This is a genomic window from Phytobacter cepae (assembly GCF_054165735.1).
Genome location: NZ_CM135107.1, coordinates 2809673 through 2826390 on the forward strand (window position 1 = coordinate 2809673; position 16718 = coordinate 2826390).

Sequence of the window (16718 nt, forward strand, 5' to 3'; positions counted from 1 at the left end):
CGCTTCTTTCATCATCGCGTGTTCGTAGCGGTTCACTGATATGACTGACCTCAATCCTGATTCTACTAACGCTATAAGTTGTGCCTATGAATTCCCGACAACAACGTATTCTTCAGACGGTCATTGATAAAGGACGGATGAGCGTTTCAGATCTGGCAAAAATGACCGGCGTGTCCGAAGTCACCATCCGCCAGGATCTCAATACGCTCGAAAAAGAGAGTTATCTGCGACGTACACATGGTTATGCCGTCCCACTGGACAGCGATGATGTCGAAACGCGAATGATGAACAACTACACCGTGAAGCGTGAACTGGCTGATTTTGCCGCATCCCTGGTCAGCGAAGGCGAAACGGTCTTTATCGAAAACGGCAGTTGTAATGCCCTGCTCGCACGCCGCCTCGGCGAACAACGGGATATAACCATTATCACCGTCAGCAGCTATATCGCCCATCTGCTGAAGGATGCGCTTTGTGAGGTGATTCTTCTGGGCGGGATTTTTCAGAAGAAGAGCGAGAGTATGGTCGGTCCGCTGACCCGGCAGTTCGTCCAGCAAGTGCACTTCAGCAAGGCCTTCATTGGTATTGACGGCTGGCAGCAGGAAACCGGATTTACCGGGCGTGACATGATGCGCACGGATGTGGTGAACGCGGTGCTGGAAAAGGGCTGTGAGGCAATTGTGTTGACCGACAGCTCAAAATTCGGTGCGGTGCATCCCTATACGCTCGGTGCTGGTAACCCTTTCAATCGCGTGATTACCGATGCGCGTCTGCCTGCCGAAGCGCATACACAACTGCAACAATCAGGTCTGGTGGTCAATCTCGTTGAGTGCCCCGTTTCTGCTTAAGTGACAACGCTCGCCCCGGCGGGCTATCCCTTTCATATCTGAGATTATTCCGACCTTTTAATTAAGACTTTTTACCCTGCCGCTTCGTGGGTTCAAACGTAAAATTATTTGTAGCGATATAACAGGAAGTGACAGTCACACACGTGATATTAGCAACACCTGCGCAACAAAGGTTTGACGGAAAGTCTTTCGGTGGCGCCACAACGGCTATACTCAAAGAGAACACTTTTCCGTGAATCACTCATTCAGGAGAAAGTATGATGATGTTATCAAGTAAAAAAGTCGCTACAGCTATGCTGGCAATTACTCTCGCTATGTCTCTGAGCGCGTGCGGACACTGGTCTAAACGTGATCGAAATACGGCGATCGGCGCTGGCGCTGGTGCACTGGGCGGTGCTGTCTTAACAGACGGTAGCACGCTGGGTACATTAGGTGGTGCAGCCGTTGGTGGTATTGTTGGTCACCAGGTTGGTAAGTAATTCATTCAGAACGGCATCTACACTTTTATAACAATTTTTTTGTTACAGGTCTGAGCAATGAATAAAAAAGGGTAACGTTATATACGTCGCCCTTTTTTTATTGCCCAAACGCAGCGTTTATCCGCCTGCCAGTTTTACCTTCATCCCTTTTGCTTCCAGCAAGGTTTTCAGTAAATCACGTTTGTCACCCTGAATTTCGATCACACCCTCTTTCAGCGCACCACCGCAGCCACACTTCTTTTTCAACTCTGCGGCAAGTGCCGTAAGGGTCGCATCATCAGCATCAATGCCGGTTATCAGGCAAACACCTTTCCCTTTACGACCACTGGTCTGACGCTGGATACGCACCACGCCATCCCCTTTCGGACGTTCAGTCGGTTTTTTTTCTTCTGCGATGCGACCGGATTCAGTGGAGTAAACCAGTCGGCTGTTATTGTCGCTCATTATGCGCTCCGCACCAGTGAGGCGTTAATGTCACGTAAAGTCTGCGCCGGCTCGGTGGACTGGGTGACAGGACGGCCGATAACCATATAGTCGACACCGGCCGCCAGCGCCTGTTCGGGCGTCATGATACGACGCTGATCGCCTGCCGCGCTGCCTGCCGGGCGGATGCCAGGGGTCACCAGTTTGAATGACTTGCCGAATGCATCTTTAAAGCGCACTGCTTCTTGCGCTGAACACACAACGCCATCAAGGCCACATTGTTGGGTTAATGAGGCCAGACGCTCGGCATGCTCTGCCGGCGAGGCCGTAATGCCCAGCCCGGCGAGATCGCTGGCTTCCATACTGGTTAACACGGTGACCGCAATCAGCAAGGGGGCATCTTTACCAAACGGCACCAGGGCTTCTTTAGCCGCGGTCATCATGCGTGCGCCACCGGAGGCGTGCACATTGACCATCCAGACCCCGAGATCGGCGGCCGCTTTTACCGCATGGGCCGCGGTATTAGGAATATCATGAAATTTCAGGTCGAGGAAAACATCAAACCCGCGTTGTTGCAGGTCGCGCACCAGATTGGGGCCAAAAAGCGTGAACATCTCTTTGCCCACTTTCAGGCGGCAATCGCGCGGATCGATGCGGTCAACAAAAGCGAGAGCGTTGTCGCGGTTATCGTAATCAAGGGCAACAACAACCGGAGAGGTCGTTTTAGCGCGGGAAACAGATGGAGCTGTAGTCGTCATGGTGAGACCTTCTGAGATAAGGGCACCCGCTCAGGCGCAATGAATAAACGGCGTGCATTCTACCTGCGAGGAGACCGAAATGACAGGTTCCATTACACCCTGCTTAACGATGCGCGCAGGGAGGTGGGGGAAAACCTTGAACAACAGACAGTATGTTGTAACTAAAATGAGTGTTTTTAAAAAATCACTGGCCGTCTAAACCTCGGATGGGCTTAACGGTGGACCATGCGCGACACGACGGGCAATGCCAGTACATGGTATAGGCGGTAAATCCGCATTTATGGCAGCGGTAGCGAGGCTTGCTACGGATCTGCTCCCCGACCATTTCACGCAGCACCATCAGGCTCTCTTTTGCGCGCCCTTCTTCCGCTTCATTAAGGTGATAATCCATCAGCTTATGAAACACACGCATCGTTGGATGCCGCTGTAGCTGACGCGTTACATAGCCCTGCGCAGAGTCCTGGCCTTCGCGTTGCTCCATGATTTCGGCCAGCATCAAATCGGCCGTAGCCCCGGTATTCTCCTCCACACAACGCTGGAGGAATGCCGCCCATTCGTCATGTTTGCCGAGATGTTGATAGCACACCTGAAGCATTTCCAGCGTTTCGCTGACCAGTTCTTTGTCCTGGTCAATTACCCGTAACAGGCACTCTTCCGCTTTGGCATACTCCCCTTTGGCCATATGCACGCGTCCCATCATAATCGACACGCGCGGACTGTCTCTGTCTGCGGCAGCGCCTTTTTTCAGCAACGCCATGGCGCGATCAAGCTCATCATTGCCCATTTGCTGCAATGCCAGCTCACAGTAAAAATGGGCAATTTCACCGCGCTGTTTGTCTTTGCCAAGTTTGACGAGCTTTTCCGCCACATCAATGGCTTTTTGCCATTCACTGGTGGCCTGATAAATTTGCAACAGCTGTTGCAAGGCGCCGATACGAAAATCGGTTTCGTCCACCAACTGGTTGAACATATCCTCCGCGCGGTCATACATCCCTGCTGCCATGTAGTCACGGCCCAGTTGCTGTACGGCGAGAAGACGCTGGTCATAGGAAAGGGAAGCGCTCTCCATCAAGGTTTGATGGATACGAATCGCTCTGTCGACCTCCCCTCTGGAGCGGAAGAGGTTGCCGAGTGTCAGATGCGCTTCAACGGTGCCGGTATCCTCTTTTAACATCTCAAGGAACAGGTCGACGGCTTTATCCTGTTGGTTACTGAGCAGCAGGTTTACCCCGGCCACGTAATCACGTGAAAGCCGGTTGGCCTCATCTTGCTTGTTTTGTTGAGCATTTCTGCGCCCCATGTACCAGCCATAGGCCGCGGCAACGGGTAGCAGCAGAAACAACAGCTCCAACATAGACGGTTATTCCTTCACCACAGCGGTACCGGTATGTACCTGGACATCGGCAGCCGGGGCAAGCTTCTGCTCAAGACGCTTAATCTTGCGCTCCGCACGCGCCAGCGAGACGCGTACGCGCAGCCAGAACAGCCCACAAATCAGCCAGCCAATGGCAAAGCCTGCTGCGAAGAGCACTGCCAGTAATGTGGAGATCCGATATTCACCCTGAGCGAGCAGATAGTTGAACGTCACCTGTTGATCGTTTTGGGCACCCAGCGTGACGGAAACGACAAAAATCGCCAGGACCAGTAAGAAAATGAGTAAATATTTCACATTACTTCCCGTTATGTGGTTGTGAGCGAGTAAATTATATTCAACCGACTGCATCCAGCCTTATAAACTACCATTTTAGCGCCTGGTGCGAAACGGAAATGCGTGATGCATCATAGTGATTTAGGGGCATTATGACAGATTTCAACTCTCCTGCTCCCTTTCTGCTATTTCATGTTTCTCTGCGGTTGGCGGAGTAAGAGGTCCACATAGCTTTTCCGCAAGCCAGGTTGCAATAATGACCAGTATTGCGGAGATGAGCGTGGCGACCACCAAATCGCGTGGCCAGTGCATGCCCAGCACAAGACGACTACCCATTACCCCTGTCGCCCAGGCCAGCAACAGAGCGATTGTCCATGTGCGTCGGCGGGGCCACAATAATCCCACGCCTAACAGTGCCCAACTGGCTGCAAACATGGTGTGGCCGGAGGGAAACGCAAAACCGGTCTCTTTTTGCCAATGTTTACGTAGAAAATGCGGAACGTTCTGTTGATCGGTGAGTTGTTCTTTCACCAGGTGGCCGCGATCCTTGCGTTTGAGGCTATAAAAATCGTCCGCTTTCACATCGTGTGCCTTTTCCAGCCACAGCACAAAAGGACGGGGCTCCTGCACGCGATCTTTCACCCAGGATTTGACCCCCTGCCCGGCCAAAATAGCGCAACCGAGAATCACAAATAGCACCAGTGCCGCCTTCAGGCGAAAACGCAGACACCACAGGAACCAGCCAAACAGGGCAACATGCGTGATGATGCCCCAGGGCTGCGTCACCGTTTCAGTTATCCAGTATGCGGCGCGTAAGAATTCAGTGTTCGCGCCTGGCTGCCAGCGCCAACCAGAAACCCATACCACGATGGGCATGATCATTAATATTCCCGCACCCGCCGTGGTACGTTTTGCAATCGCCCGCATGATCTCTCCTTTCGTTCGAGCCACAATAATAACCGAAAAATAACATTTCTGTTTAAACTGCCGTATTTGTGCGTTTAATCAGCGATGTGTCAGCAGGTGGTTAGTGATGTAAAGCGCATTGTGGCAAAATAGCGGAATACATAAGGCTGCCAATAACGGCCAATATAATCTGGAGAATCACATGCAGCTTAAACGCGTGGCAGAAGCCAAACTGCCGACCCCGTGGGGCGATTTCCTGATGGTGGGTTTTGAAGAACTGGCAACCGGGCAGGATCACGTTGCGCTGGTTTTTGGGGATATTTCCGGGCAGACGCCGGTACTGGCGCGTGTCCATTCTGAATGTCTGACGGGCGATGCGCTCTTTAGTCTGCGCTGTGATTGCGGATTCCAGCTCGAAGCGGCATTGACCCATATTGCGGAAGAAGGTCGCGGGGTGCTGCTTTATCATCGTCAGGAAGGTCGAAATATCGGCTTACTGAACAAAATTCGTGCTTATGCGCTGCAGGATCAGGGTTATGACACCGTCGAAGCGAATCACCAGCTCGGCTTTGCCGCCGATGAGCGCGACTTCACCTTGTGTGCCGATATGTTCAAACTGCTTGGGGTAGATGAGGTGCGCCTGCTGACCAATAACCCCAAGAAAGTTGAAATTCTGACCGAAGCAGGCATCAACATCATTGAGCGCGTTCCATTAATTGTTGGACGTAATCCGAAAAATGCGCACTACCTCGATACCAAAGCGGCGAAGATGGGCCATTTACTGAGCGAATAAGACGAAGCTGGCCGTGAGTAATTTCCCACGGCCAGTACGGTCTTAATGCAACATATTACGAATTACATAATGCAGGATACCGTCGTTCTGGAAGTAGGTCAGTTCCGTTGAGGTATCAATACGGCAACGGCAATCGACGACCTCCTGCGTGCCGTCTGCGCGCGTCAGCGTCACCGGAATGGTCGCGCCGGGTTTAAGCTGATTGAGGTTGGCAATGTCCAGCTTCTCCTCTCCGCTTAAACCTAAGGTTTTCCGCGTCACACCCTGTGGGAATTCCAGGGGGAGGATCCCCATCCCAATCAGATTCGAGCGGTGGATACGTTCAAACGACTCGGCGATAACCACCCGAACACCCAACAGGCGCGGCCCTTTCGCCGCCCAGTCACGACTGGAGCCCGACCCGTACTCTTTGCCAGCAATGACCGCGAGTGGCGTACCCTGCTGCTGGTAGCGCATGGCGGCATCATAAATCGACACCACATCGTCTCCTGGCAGCTGACGCGTCATGCCCCCTTCTACACCAGGCACCATCTCATTGCGGATACGGATGTTGGCGAAGGTTCCGCGCATCATCACTTCATGATTACCGCGACGTGAACCGTAGGAGTTGAAATCACCGCGTTCCACGCCATGGCTTTGCAGATAGCGACCGGCCGGACTGTCGGCTTTAATACTCCCCGCAGGCGAGATATGGTCAGTGGTGACAGAATCCCCGAGCATGGCGAGAATACGTGCACCATGGATATCCTCCACCGGCTTCGGCGTCGCCATCATGTCGTCAAAGAACGGCGAGAGACGAATGTAGGTGGAGTCATCCTGCCAACCGTAAGTGTCCGAGCGGTCAACCTGAATAGATTTCCACTCCTCCGTTCCTTCGAACACTTCCGCGTATTCTTTGCGGAACATCTCGGTCGAAACCTGCTCAACCGCACGGGCGATATCCCGGCTTGAAGGCCAGATATCTTTCAGATACACAGGATCGCCTTTACGGTCATGACCCAGTGGATCCGTCGCCAGATTGATGTTCATATTCCCGGCCAGGGCATACGCCACCACCAGCGGCGGTGAAGCAAGCCAATTGGTTTTCACCAGAGGATGGATACGGCCTTCAAAGTTACGGTTGCCGGAAAGCACTGCGCCGACGGTCAAATCGCCTTGTTTGATAGCCTGCTCTATAGGTTCAGGGAGCGGACCGGAGTTACCGATACAGGTCGTACAACCGTAGCCCACCAGGTTGAAGCCCAGCTCATCGAGATACGGTGTTAAACGTGCCTGCGCAAGATAATCCGATACGACTTTCGAGCCAGGCGCGAGGGACGCTTTCACCCAGGGCTGACGTTTAAGACCGGCTTTTACCGCATTTTTCGCCAGCAGGCCCGCAGCCATTAACACACTGGGGTTTGATGTATTGGTACAGGAAGTAATGGCAGAAATAACGACTGCGCCATCAGGTAGCTGGTGTTTTTGGCCTTTATAGGTGTACTCAACGGGCTTGCGATCCTTTTGGGCAGTGTTAAGTTCAAGTTCTGAACTGGCAGCAAATGCGCGGGGGACTTCACCTAATGCGACACGGTCCTGGGGACGTTTTGGCCCGGCAAGACTCGCTTCTACATCATTCATGTTGAGTTCAAGGGTGCTGGTGAAGACCGGCTCATCGCCCGCATTACGCCACATGCCCTGCGCTTTCGCGTAGGCTTCAACTAACGCGACCTGCTCTTCGCTGCGCCCGCTAAGACGCATATACTCAAGCGTGACGCCGTCGATGGGGAAAAATCCACAGGTTGCCCCGTATTCCGGCGCCATGTTTGCAATGGTGGCCCTGTCGGCAAGCGGCAGCGAATCCAGCCCGTCGCCATAGAACTCAACAAATTTGCCCACCACCCCATGCTTACGCAGCATCTGCGTGACGGTTAAAACCAGGTCGGTTGCAGTGATCCCTTCCTGTAATTTCCCGCTCAACTTGAAACCGACGACATCCGGGATGAGCATCGATACCGGTTGACCCAACATTGCGGCTTCCGCTTCGATCCCCCCTACCCCCCAGCCCAGTACGCCAAGGCCGTTAATCATGGTGGTGTGCGAGTCCGTGCCGACCAACGTGTCCGGATAGGCTACCCACTCTTTATCCTGCAGTTCGCTCCACACCGCTTTGCCCAGGTACTCCAGATTCACCTGGTGACAGATGCCGGTGCCAGGTGGAACCACGCTAAAACGACTGAACGCTTGCTGACCCCATTTCAGGAAAAGGTAGCGCTCATGATTACGTTCCATCTCCAGACGCACGTTTTCTTCAAACGCGTCGTCATCGCCAAAGTGATCGACGGTAACGGAGTGGTCAATGACCAGGTCGACAGGAGAGAGAGGATTGACTTTAGCGGTGTCACCCCCGAGGCGTTTTACCGCCTCACGCATGGCGGCAAGGTCGACCACGGCAGGAACACCGGTAAAGTCTTGCATCAAGACTCGCGCAGGACGGTAGGCAATTTCCCGGTCCGCATGGGCGGATTTCAGCCAACCGGCCAATGCCCGGATGTCCTCTTCGGTCACTGACTCTTCATCCTGCCAGCGCAGGAGGTTTTCCAGTAAAACTTTAAGTGACTTGGGTAGACGCGCAATATCCCCAAGTTCCTTTGCGGCCAGTGGCAAGCTGTAGTAGTGATACGTTTTATTCTCTGCCTGCAACGTGTCCTTACTGGCTTCGCGTAGGGTAAACGACATAAGCTCCTCCTTAATTTCAGGGATTGCGAAACCCTGATTGTTATCAGGGTCTGTATTAAAGATAACACAAACATGTCGTAACGTTTTGATAACAACCCGAATCGCTAAAAGAGGCAAAACCGCGTGAGGGTGGCAGGATGGCGGAAGACAGAAACAAAAAACCCCGCCGCAGCGAGGTTTTCAAATTTAGCGTAACAGGACCCAGATAAGTTGCCCCCAGAGCAACACGGAGACAGAAAAGACACTCATCCACGACCAGTATTTGACAGAGCAGCGATTATTCATCATTTCACACCAAAAAAGTATTCATCATCGCCGCGTAATAACGCAGCTCATTATTTGCTGTGGTGTATTTATTTAACAGTACATAAGTACAGAGCTGAATAACCCGAGCGTTTCTCCTGGTTATTCTCATAATGATTTATTGTTTCGATGCGTCGTCTTCTGCGAAGCTATCAATAAACGCTTTCTGCTGCGGCGTAAGTTTCCAGGACGCCGGAACCGGGCTTTCTGATTGTGGTTTTGCGTTTTGCGGTTTGTCATGTCGCTGACACAGTGGCTTAACGGAGCCTGTCTGAGCTGTTACCGCCATTTTAACCCCAGAATTTCCAGATTACGAAAGCCACCACAACCCAGAAAAGGGCTGAGCCCAGAAACACCGCCAGCCAGGCCTTACGCTTTAATGCCGGATCCCTTTGCGGTTCTTCACTTCCTGATGGCATTGCTAACCTCGTACAATCGACATCACTTATCATTTCGGCACCAACAATAGGTACAATTAATCATGAGATGAGACAAATCCTAAAGAAACTTTAGCCGAAAAGCCAGTGAATTTACGTACTCTTTTTAACGAAAAATTTAATCTTTTGACCTGAAATAAATTATTGAAGTATGAAATTTGCGAAGCGACATTTTAGTTTCTATGTTTGTCGCAAATTTTAGGTTGATTATGCATTTTGCAGAGGAGTCAATCGCGGGAAAGTATGAATGGGAATAAGTGAATGATAATGATAATTGTACTTAAGGAAGGGTAATGGGTATCTGTTCCAGAGGACAGATACCCCAAAAGCGATTATTTCTCGGGAAGCTTAATATCTTTGAACATCGCTTCAATATCTTCATTCGAGCGCAGGGCCACCGCAGCATCAACCACATCGCGGGTTAAGTGAGGCGCAAAGCGCTGAATGAAATCATACATATAACTGCGCAGGAACGTGCTGCGACGAAAACCGATCTTGGTTGTGCTGTGGCTGAAAACACCCTGCGCGTCGAGTTTAACCAGGTCAGGATCGGAGACAGGGTCAACCGCCATGCTCGCTATCACCCCAACGCCCAGACCCAGACGTACGTAGGTTTTGATGACGTCGGCATCGGTCGCGGTAAAGACGATGCGTGGCGAAAGGCCGGCGCGGTTAAAGGCGGTATCGAGTTCTGAACGGCCGGTGAAGCCAAAGGTGTAGGTCACCAGCGGGTACTGGGCTAACTCTTCAATCGATACTGACTGCTTTGATGCCAGCGGATGATCCGGGGTGACGACTATCGAGCGGTTCCAGTGATAGCATGGCAGCATCACCAGATCGTCATACAGATGCAGGGCTTCAGTGGCAATCGCGAAATCGGCATTTCCCTTGGAAACGGCCTCGGCAATTTGCGTCGGCGAGCCCTGATGCATATGCAAAGAGACGCGCGGGTAACGCTCAATAAAGCCTTTGATCACATTAGGCAGTGCATAACGCGCCTGGGTGTGGGTGGTGGCAACGTAGAGGGAGCCTTTATCCGGCCAGGTATGCTCACCAGCAACGGATTTAATGGCATCCACTTTGGACAACACTTCGCGGGCGATACGAATAATTTCCTGCCCGGCAGGGGTAACTTGCGTCAAATGCTTGCCGCTGCGAGCGAAGATCTGAATACCCAGCTCGTCCTCCAGCATGCGCACTTGTTTACTGATGCCCGGCTGCGAGGTATACAGGCCCTCGGCGGTGGAGGAGACATTGAGGTTGTGATTGACCACCTCAACAATATAACGGAGTTGCTGTAGTTTCATGAAAGACCATCCGAATTCGCGCAAACAGACAATCGCTTAAGACGATTTCATAATAAAAAGTGGTTTTACTATAACCACTATAACATTTATATCTTCTATGTATAGATTTGAATAAAAAATAATAACACCGAAATAAAAAAGGGCCGGCAAGCCGACCCTTTATTTAACCTGTTAATTTCAGGCGTTATTTTTTTGCTTCAGTCCATTTGCCATCAATAAAGAAGGCCGACCAGCCCGTCGCTTTGCCCTCTTTTTCCGAAGCAACATATTGCTGCTTGGTTTTACGGCTAAAGCGGACAGTGGTTTTATTGCCGTCTGCATCCTGCTGTGGCGCATCGGCCAGATAGCGCAGCTTTTCTGGCAAACGATCGCGGAAGCGATATAACTCTTCCACCAGTGGCGCACGCGTTTCACGCGATTTCGGGAAGGTATTCGCCGCCAGGAAAACCCCTGCAGCACCGTCACGCAAGACGAAATACGCATCCGATTTCTCGCATGGCAGTTCCGGCAACGGTACCGGGTCTTCTTTCGGCGGAGCCACTTCCCCATTACGCAGAATCTTGCGTGTGTTCTTGCAGTCGTCGTTGGTACAAGCCATGTACTTACCAAAACGCCCCATTCTCAGGTGCATCTCAGAGCCACATTTCTCACATTCAACGATAGGGCCATCGTACCCTTTGATGCGGAACTCACCCTCTTCGATTTCATAGCCATCACAGGTCGGGTTATTACCGCAGACGTGCAGTTTACGCTTAGGATCGATGAGATAGCTGTCCATCGCCGTACCACACTTACCACAACGGCGTTTTGCACGCAGGGCGTTGGTTTCGGCATCGTCACCTTCAAGGACGTTCAGCACTTCATTTTCCGGCACCAGGTTAATGGTGGTTTTGCAGCGCTCTTTTGGCGACAGTGCATAACCCGAGCAACCCAGGAATACGCCAGTGCTGGCAGTTCGAATACCCATCTTGCGACCACAGGTCGGGCAATCGATGCTGGTCAGCACCATCTGATTCGGACGCATACCGCCTTCTTCCGGATCTTTTTCCGCCTGGTCGAGCTGGCGGGAAAAATCACCAAAGAAGCTATCGAGCACCTTTTTCCATTCCGCTTCATGGTTGGCCACCTGGTCGAGGCGATCTTCCATCTGGGCGGTAAAGTCGTAGTTCATCAACTCGCGGAAATTGTCTTCCAAACGGTCGGTGACGATTTCACCCATTTTTTCCGCATAGAAACGACGGTTTTCAACGCGCACATAACCGCGGTCCTGAATGGTCGAGATAATAGACGCGTAGGTAGACGGCCGCCCGATTCCACGTTTTTCCAGCTCTTTAACCAGTGACGCTTCGCTAAAACGCGCAGGCGGTTTGGTAAAGTGCTGAGCCGGGGTGAGCTCGATAAGCGAAAGCACGTCTCCGGTATTGACCGCCGGTAACGTACGATCTTCATCGCCTTTACGCAGCGCTGGCATGACTTTGGTCCAGCCGTCGAAGCGCAAAATACGGCCACGCGCTTTCAGACGATAGTCGCCAGCACCCACCGTAATCGTCGTGGAGTCATACTGTGCCGGGGTCATCTGGCAGGCAACAAACTGACGCCAGATAAGCTGGTACAGTTTCTGCGCATCCGTTTCCATATCTTTCAGCGTGTCAGCTTCAACAGCCACGTCGGAAGGACGAATCGCTTCGTGCGCTTCCTGAGAGTTCTCTTTGCTGGCGTACTGGTTGGCCTTCTCCGGCAGGTATTTTTTACCGAATTTGTCGCCGATGTACTCGCGCACCATGCTGACTGCGTCCTGACTCAGGTTGGTAGAGTCGGTACGCATGTAGGTGATGTAACCCGCTTCGTACAGTCGCTGAGCCATCATCATGGTTTTCTTCACGCCGAAGCCAAGACGGGTACTTGCCGCCTGCTGCAGTGTGGACGTAATGAAAGGCGCACCGGGTTTGCTGCTGGTTGGCTTATCTTCACGATCCACAACCGTGAAACGCGCTTTTTCCAGCAGGCTGACCGCCGCCATGGTCTGCTCGCGATTAACCGGACGGAAGGGTTTATCCCCTTCGTGCGTCACCGCAAGCGGCAGCGTATCGCCACCCGGCGTGGTAGCACTGGCATCGACTTCCCAGTACTCTTCCGGTACAAACGCTTTAATTTCACGTTCACGTTCCACCACCAGACGCACGGCAACGGACTGCACGCGGCCGGCGGAAAGACCGCGAGCAATTTTTTTCCACAGCAGTGGCGAGACCATGTAGCCCACAACGCGGTCCATAAAACGGCGCGCCTGTTGAGCGTTAACACGATCGATGTTCAATTCGCCCGGCTTTTCAAAGGCCTGACGAATGGCGTTTTTGGTAATTTCGTTAAACACCACGCGGCTGTAGCGTGATTCATCACCGCCGATCACTTCCCGCAGGTGCCATGCGATGGCTTCCCCTTCGCGGTCAAGGTCGGTTGCGAGATAGATATGGTCAGCTTTTTCAGCTAAGGATTTCAGCTCAGAGACCACTTTCTCTTTGCCAGGGAGCACTTCGTAATGGGCATCCCAACCGTGCCATGGGTCGATGCCCATGCGGTTAACAAGCGCACCGCGCTCATCTTTTTTGGGCTTTTTAGCCGGTTTGGCGGAGGTTGAGTCCGCGCTCTTTTTAGGTGCTGAGCCACTGGTCGGCAAATCACGGATATGACCGACGCTGGATTTCACCACGAAGTCATTACCCAGATACTTATTGATCGTTTTGGCTTTTGCCGGGGACTCAACGATGACGAGAGCTTTACCCATATTCACCTTTACCTAATAAAATTCTTCCAGGAATTCGTCGCACGTTGCTTCACCTTCCACTGGCGACGAGCCAAATATATAGTGGCGGCGACAATGGATATCAACCGTTTTTACAACCATAAGCAAAACATATCGCTATCAGGTGATTGAGTCGGCAGGCTTTTTATCTAACCTGCGATACAGCACGACAATTTCGCGGTCGAATGTCAAGCAATTCTGTTGCCAGATTGACGAAAGCGTCACACTGTACCTGATAAAATTTGTTAAGCAACTTTATTAGCACGCATTTTCAAATCACGCCACCCTCACCGTTGCCTCAAACTCCTTGCCCAGACAGGGAAAATTTGCCCACACGCGGTGTGGGGCGTAAACTTGTTAAATTTTTCAGGAGGAGCGAAATGCAAGACTCAGCGCAACCTATCGATCGTCAGTCTTTACTGAAACTGGCTAATCAAATGATTCGCGATCATGAAGATACCCTGTCGGGCATTGAGGCAACGGGCGTCACACAGCGCAACGGAATTCTGGTTTTTAGCGGCGAGTATTATCTTGATGAGCAGGGGCTGCCAACAGGAAAGAGCACCGCTGTCTTTAACATGTTCAAGTATCTGGCCCATGAGCTGTCTGAAAAGTATCGGCTCATCGATTAAGAAAAAACGCGAGGCTCTCACCTCGCGTTTTTGTTTATAGCTGCGGTTTTTGCCCGCGCTGCCACCAGCGCATCAATAGCTTATCGACACTCTCTGTCGCACTGCCGGTAAATCTGTCCAGCAGTTTTTTGCGCTGTTGATAGCGCAGACCAATCACTTCATGCTTTTCGAATAGGGCCAGCAGCAGTTCATCACTGGTACCCACCTCATCCACTAGCCCTTTCTCCAGCGCCTGGGTACCGTACCAGTGCTCACCCGTCGCGACCTGTTCAATATCAAGCTGCGGACGCATCTGATGAACAAACCCTTTGAACAAATCGTGGGTTTCATTCAGGCTCTCACGGAATTTCTGCCGGCCTTCTTCGGTGTTTTCACCAAGCAGGGTTAACGTGCGCTTGTACTGCCCGGCAGTATGCAGTTCAACATCAATCTCTTTGCTTTTCAGGAAACGATTGAAGTTCGGGATCTGCGCCACCACCCCGATTGAACCAATAATGGCGAACGGTGCAGCCACGATGGTGTCTGCAACGCAGGCCATCATATAGCCGCCGCTGGCGGCTACTTTGTCTACGGCAACGGTCAGCGGGATTTGTCTGTCACGCAGACGCTGCAGTTGCGAGGCCGCCAGGCCATAACCATGCACGACGCCGCCCGGACTTTCCAGCCGCACGACCACCCTGTCCTCCGCTTTCGCGAGCGTCAGTACGGCGGTAATCTCTTCACGCAATCCGCCCACTTCATGGGCATCCATGCTGCCTTTGAAATCGAGCACAAAGACACGAGGTTTGGTAAGGGGAGTGACCTCGCCGCGTTTTGCCCGGGCTTTGGCTTCTTTTGCCTCAAGCCTGGTTTTTTTCTTTTGTGCTTTATGCCAGAGTTTTTGCTGCTGCTCGTCGAGTAACGCAACAGACATCTCTTCCTGCATTTCTTTATATTGTTCGCTCAGCCGGGTAACGCGTAATTCACCCCGCTGACGTTTACGCTGTGTCAGATTGACAATGAGAATAGCAATAACGGCTATCGCGACGACAATGGTCGCAATTTTGGCCAAAAATAAACCATATTCAGACAGTAATTCCACGCTTCCACCTTGGTTCAGCCACTTAACGTTCGTTCCCAGTGTACATGAGGCTTTTCAGCGCGTCTTGCATTGCAGATCCTTCTTAAGCGCAGATAACTGCATATTTTCAAAACATTTACTTTGTTCTGGCAAGGACCCTCCGCCAGACTGATTGAAATACGCGGCGGTTTAAGGCATAAACCCAACATCAGCCAACCCCGCGCAGACCAAGGAGTCCTTGTGCATTACCAGCCACAACGCGACCTGCTACGCAACCACATTATTCTGGTCACCGGTGCCAGTGACGGCATCGGTAAAGAGGCCGCGCTGACCTACGCCGGTCACGGTGCCCGTCTCATTTTGATTGGACGTAATGAGCAAAAACTTCGCCTGGTCGCAGACCAGATTGTCAGGGAGGGTGGCCAGTCAGCCGCCGTGCATCTTCTCGACCTTGCAACCTGTACGCCGCAGGATTGCCATACCCTTGCTGAGCGCCTTGCTGCCCAGTATCCCCGCCTGGACGGCGTGTTGCACAACGCAGGAATGCTAGGCGACGTTTGTCCCATGGACGCGCAAAAACCTGACGTCTGGGATGCCGTTATGCAGGTGAACGTCAATGCCACTTTTTATCTTACCCAGGCCCTCCTTCCTTTATTACTGAAGGCAGAAAGCGGTTCACTGGTCTTTACCTCATCCAGCGTCGGCCGTCAGGGACGAGCAAACTGGGGTGCTTATGCAGCCTCAAAGTTTGCTACCGAAGGCATGATGCAGGTTCTCGCGGAAGAGTATCAAAACCGGCTGCGGGTCAATTGCATTAATCCTGGCGGTACGCGCACGGGGATGCGTGCAAACGCGTTTCCATCGGAAGACCCGCAGAAACTGAAAACACCGGCTGATATCATGCCGTTATATTTGTGGCTGATGGGTGATGACAGCCGCCGTAAAACAGGCATGACCTTTGACGCCCAACCAGGGCGAAAACCGGGGATATCGCAATGAGTGAAGAACGTTACCAACAGCGCCAGCAACGGGTCAAAGACAGGGTGGATGCACGCGTCGCCGCCGCCCAGGATGAACGCGGCATTATTATTGTTTTTACCGGCAACGGTAAGGGGAAAACCACTGCTGCGTTTGGTACCGCCACCCGCGCAGTCGGACACAATAAAAAAGTCGGCGTTATACAGTTCATCAAAGGAACATGGCCAAACGGTGAGCGTAATCTGCTGGAACCGTTAGGGGTTGAATTCCAGGTGATGGCAACCGGTTTCACCTGGGAAACGCAAAATAAGGAGAGCGACACCGCAGCCTGTCTGGCGGTCTGGGAACACGCGAAGCGCATGTTGGCCGATCCGTCACTGGATATGGTACTGCTGGATGAGCTGACTTATATGGTGGCGTACGATTATCTGCCGCTGGAGTCGGTAATTGAAGCTCTGGAAAATCGCCCGTCAACGCAAACCGTGATTATTACCGGCCGTGGTTGCCACCGGGATATTCTGGAACTGGCCGATACGGTCAGCGAGTTGCGCCCGGTGAAACACGCGTTTGAGGCGGGTATTAAAGCGCAGATCGGTATTGATTACTGAATCTCACCGGATGTCAGAGACAA

The 16718-nt window shown here is 52.2% G+C and carries 18 protein-coding genes; 6 read left to right on the forward strand and 12 right to left on the reverse strand.

Going from position 1 to position 16718, the window contains the following annotated elements; all coding sequences use genetic code 11:
- Positions 1-86 precede the first annotated feature (86 nt).
- The gene (gene yciT, locus ACUY4Q_RS13030; protein ID WP_458043189.1) at positions 87-845 is read left to right on the forward strand and encodes a DNA-binding transcriptional regulator YciT; all 759 of its coding nucleotides are present in this window, start codon (positions 87-89) and stop codon (positions 843-845) included.
- Positions 846-1105: 260 nt separating this feature from the next.
- Complete coding sequence (gene osmB / locus ACUY4Q_RS13035) at positions 1106-1324, forward strand: osmotically-inducible lipoprotein OsmB (protein WP_437430559.1); 219 nt, start codon at positions 1106-1108, stop codon at positions 1322-1324.
- Positions 1325-1441: 117 nt separating this feature from the next.
- Here osmB and yciH read toward each other — a convergent pair whose 3' ends face one another.
- From yciH to pgpB, 5 genes are all read right to left on the reverse strand, one after another.
- On the reverse strand, positions 1442-1768 hold the full coding sequence (gene yciH / locus ACUY4Q_RS13040; protein ID WP_458043190.1) for a stress response translation initiation inhibitor YciH: 327 nt from the start codon (positions 1766-1768) through the stop codon (positions 1442-1444).
- Entirely contained in the window at positions 1768-2505 is a 738-nt protein-coding gene (gene pyrF / locus ACUY4Q_RS13045) for an orotidine-5'-phosphate decarboxylase (protein ID WP_458043191.1), read from the reverse strand. The genes yciH and pyrF overlap by 1 nt, the downstream gene beginning before the upstream one ends.
- Before the next feature lie 184 nt (positions 2506-2689).
- Entirely contained in the window at positions 2690-3859 is a 1170-nt protein-coding gene (gene lapB / locus ACUY4Q_RS13050) for a lipopolysaccharide assembly protein LapB (RefSeq protein WP_458043192.1), read from the reverse strand.
- A gap of 6 nt (positions 3860-3865) precedes the next feature.
- A complete protein-coding gene (locus ACUY4Q_RS13055) occupies positions 3866-4174 on the reverse strand; it encodes a LapA family protein (protein ID WP_458043193.1) in 309 nt (102 codons plus the stop codon).
- A gap of 141 nt (positions 4175-4315) precedes the next feature.
- Positions 4316-5080, reverse strand: a complete 765-nt coding sequence (gene pgpB, locus ACUY4Q_RS13060) for a phosphatidylglycerophosphatase B (RefSeq protein ID WP_458043194.1) — start codon at positions 5078-5080, stop codon at positions 4316-4318.
- Positions 5081-5261: 181 nt separating this feature from the next.
- Here pgpB and ribA point away from each other — a divergent pair, with 181 nt between their 5' ends.
- Positions 5262-5852, forward strand: a complete 591-nt coding sequence (gene ribA / locus ACUY4Q_RS13065; protein ID WP_458043195.1) for a GTP cyclohydrolase II — start codon at positions 5262-5264, stop codon at positions 5850-5852.
- Between the two features lie 42 nt (positions 5853-5894).
- Here the strand turns inward: ribA and acnA are convergent, their stop codons facing one another.
- The 6 genes from acnA to topA form a co-directional block, all read right to left on the reverse strand.
- Positions 5895-8570, reverse strand: coding sequence for an aconitate hydratase AcnA (gene acnA, locus ACUY4Q_RS13070; RefSeq protein WP_458043196.1), 2676 nt, complete (start codon positions 8568-8570; stop codon positions 5895-5897).
- A gap of 186 nt (positions 8571-8756) precedes the next feature.
- Complete coding sequence (gene ymiC / locus ACUY4Q_RS13075; protein ID WP_458047337.1) at positions 8757-8855, reverse strand: small membrane protein YmiC; 99 nt, start codon at positions 8853-8855, stop codon at positions 8757-8759.
- 136 nt (positions 8856-8991) lie between these two features.
- Complete coding sequence (locus tag ACUY4Q_RS13080; RefSeq protein ID WP_458043197.1) at positions 8992-9162, reverse strand: YciX family protein; 171 nt, start codon at positions 9160-9162, stop codon at positions 8992-8994.
- A gap of 1 nt (position 9163) precedes the next feature.
- Positions 9164-9325, reverse strand: coding sequence for a YmiA family putative membrane protein (locus ACUY4Q_RS13085; RefSeq protein WP_458043198.1), 162 nt, complete (start codon positions 9323-9325; stop codon positions 9164-9166).
- A 317-nt stretch (positions 9326-9642) separates the two neighbouring features.
- Entirely contained in the window at positions 9643-10617 is a 975-nt protein-coding gene (gene cysB, locus ACUY4Q_RS13090; RefSeq protein ID WP_458043199.1) for an HTH-type transcriptional regulator CysB, read from the reverse strand.
- 184 nt (positions 10618-10801) lie between these two features.
- The gene (gene topA, locus ACUY4Q_RS13095; protein ID WP_458043200.1) at positions 10802-13399 is read right to left on the reverse strand and encodes a type I DNA topoisomerase; all 2598 of its coding nucleotides are present in this window, start codon (positions 13397-13399) and stop codon (positions 10802-10804) included.
- Positions 13400-13797: 398 nt separating this feature from the next.
- Between topA and ACUY4Q_RS13100 the strand changes: the two genes are divergently transcribed.
- Positions 13798-14049: a YciN family protein gene (locus ACUY4Q_RS13100; RefSeq protein ID WP_458043201.1), complete on the forward strand. Its 252-nt coding sequence runs from the start codon at positions 13798-13800 to the stop codon at positions 14047-14049.
- A gap of 34 nt (positions 14050-14083) precedes the next feature.
- On the opposite strand, the gene sohB is transcribed toward ACUY4Q_RS13100, so the two are convergent.
- Positions 14084-15130, reverse strand: a complete 1047-nt coding sequence (gene sohB, locus ACUY4Q_RS13105; RefSeq protein ID WP_458043202.1) for a protease SohB — start codon at positions 15128-15130, stop codon at positions 14084-14086.
- Positions 15131-15349: 219 nt separating this feature from the next.
- Here sohB and ACUY4Q_RS13110 point away from each other — a divergent pair, with 219 nt between their 5' ends.
- Together ACUY4Q_RS13110 and cobO are read left to right on the forward strand one after the other, a co-directional pair.
- Positions 15350-16108 carry a YciK family oxidoreductase gene (locus ACUY4Q_RS13110; RefSeq protein WP_458043203.1) on the forward strand — a complete coding sequence of 253 codons (759 nt, stop codon included), beginning with the start codon at positions 15350-15352 and terminating at the stop codon, positions 16106-16108.
- The gene (gene cobO / locus ACUY4Q_RS13115) at positions 16105-16695 is read left to right on the forward strand and encodes a cob(I)yrinic acid a,c-diamide adenosyltransferase (RefSeq protein ID WP_458043204.1); all 591 of its coding nucleotides are present in this window, start codon (positions 16105-16107) and stop codon (positions 16693-16695) included. The genes ACUY4Q_RS13110 and cobO overlap by 4 nt, the downstream gene beginning before the upstream one ends.
- Positions 16696-16718 lie beyond the last annotated feature (23 nt).

Excerpts from the sequence above, each read along its gene's own strand:
- yciT (WP_458043189.1), top strand. The coding sequence starts at position 87 with ATGAATTCCCGACAACAACGTATTCTTCAGACGGTCATTGATAAAGGA.
- osmB (WP_437430559.1), top strand. The coding sequence starts at position 1,106 with ATGATGTTATCAAGTAAAAAAGTCGCTACAGCTATGCTGGCAATTACT.
- yciH (WP_458043190.1), bottom strand. The coding sequence starts at position 1,768 with ATGAGCGACAATAACAGCCGACTGGTTTACTCCACTGAATCCGGTCGC.
- pyrF (WP_458043191.1), bottom strand. The coding sequence starts at position 2,505 with ATGACGACTACAGCTCCATCTGTTTCCCGCGCTAAAACGACCTCTCCG.
- lapB (WP_458043192.1), bottom strand. The coding sequence starts at position 3,859 with ATGTTGGAGCTGTTGTTTCTGCTGCTACCCGTTGCCGCGGCCTATGGC.
- pgpB (WP_458043194.1), bottom strand. The coding sequence starts at position 5,080 with ATGCGGGCGATTGCAAAACGTACCACGGCGGGTGCGGGAATATTAATG.
- ribA (WP_458043195.1), top strand. The coding sequence starts at position 5,262 with ATGCAGCTTAAACGCGTGGCAGAAGCCAAACTGCCGACCCCGTGGGGC.
- acnA (WP_458043196.1), bottom strand. The coding sequence starts at position 8,570 with ATGTCGTTTACCCTACGCGAAGCCAGTAAGGACACGTTGCAGGCAGAG.
- ymiC (WP_458047337.1), bottom strand. The coding sequence starts at position 8,855 with ATGAATAATCGCTGCTCTGTCAAATACTGGTCGTGGATGAGTGTCTTT.
- ACUY4Q_RS13080 (WP_458043197.1), bottom strand. The coding sequence starts at position 9,162 with ATGGCGGTAACAGCTCAGACAGGCTCCGTTAAGCCACTGTGTCAGCGA.
- ACUY4Q_RS13085 (WP_458043198.1), bottom strand. The coding sequence starts at position 9,325 with ATGATAAGTGATGTCGATTGTACGAGGTTAGCAATGCCATCAGGAAGT.
- cysB (WP_458043199.1), bottom strand. The coding sequence starts at position 10,617 with ATGAAACTACAGCAACTCCGTTATATTGTTGAGGTGGTCAATCACAAC.
- topA (WP_458043200.1), bottom strand. The coding sequence starts at position 13,399 with ATGGGTAAAGCTCTCGTCATCGTTGAGTCCCCGGCAAAAGCCAAAACG.
- ACUY4Q_RS13100 (WP_458043201.1), top strand. The coding sequence starts at position 13,798 with ATGCAAGACTCAGCGCAACCTATCGATCGTCAGTCTTTACTGAAACTG.
- cobO (WP_458043204.1), top strand. The coding sequence starts at position 16,105 with ATGAGTGAAGAACGTTACCAACAGCGCCAGCAACGGGTCAAAGACAGG.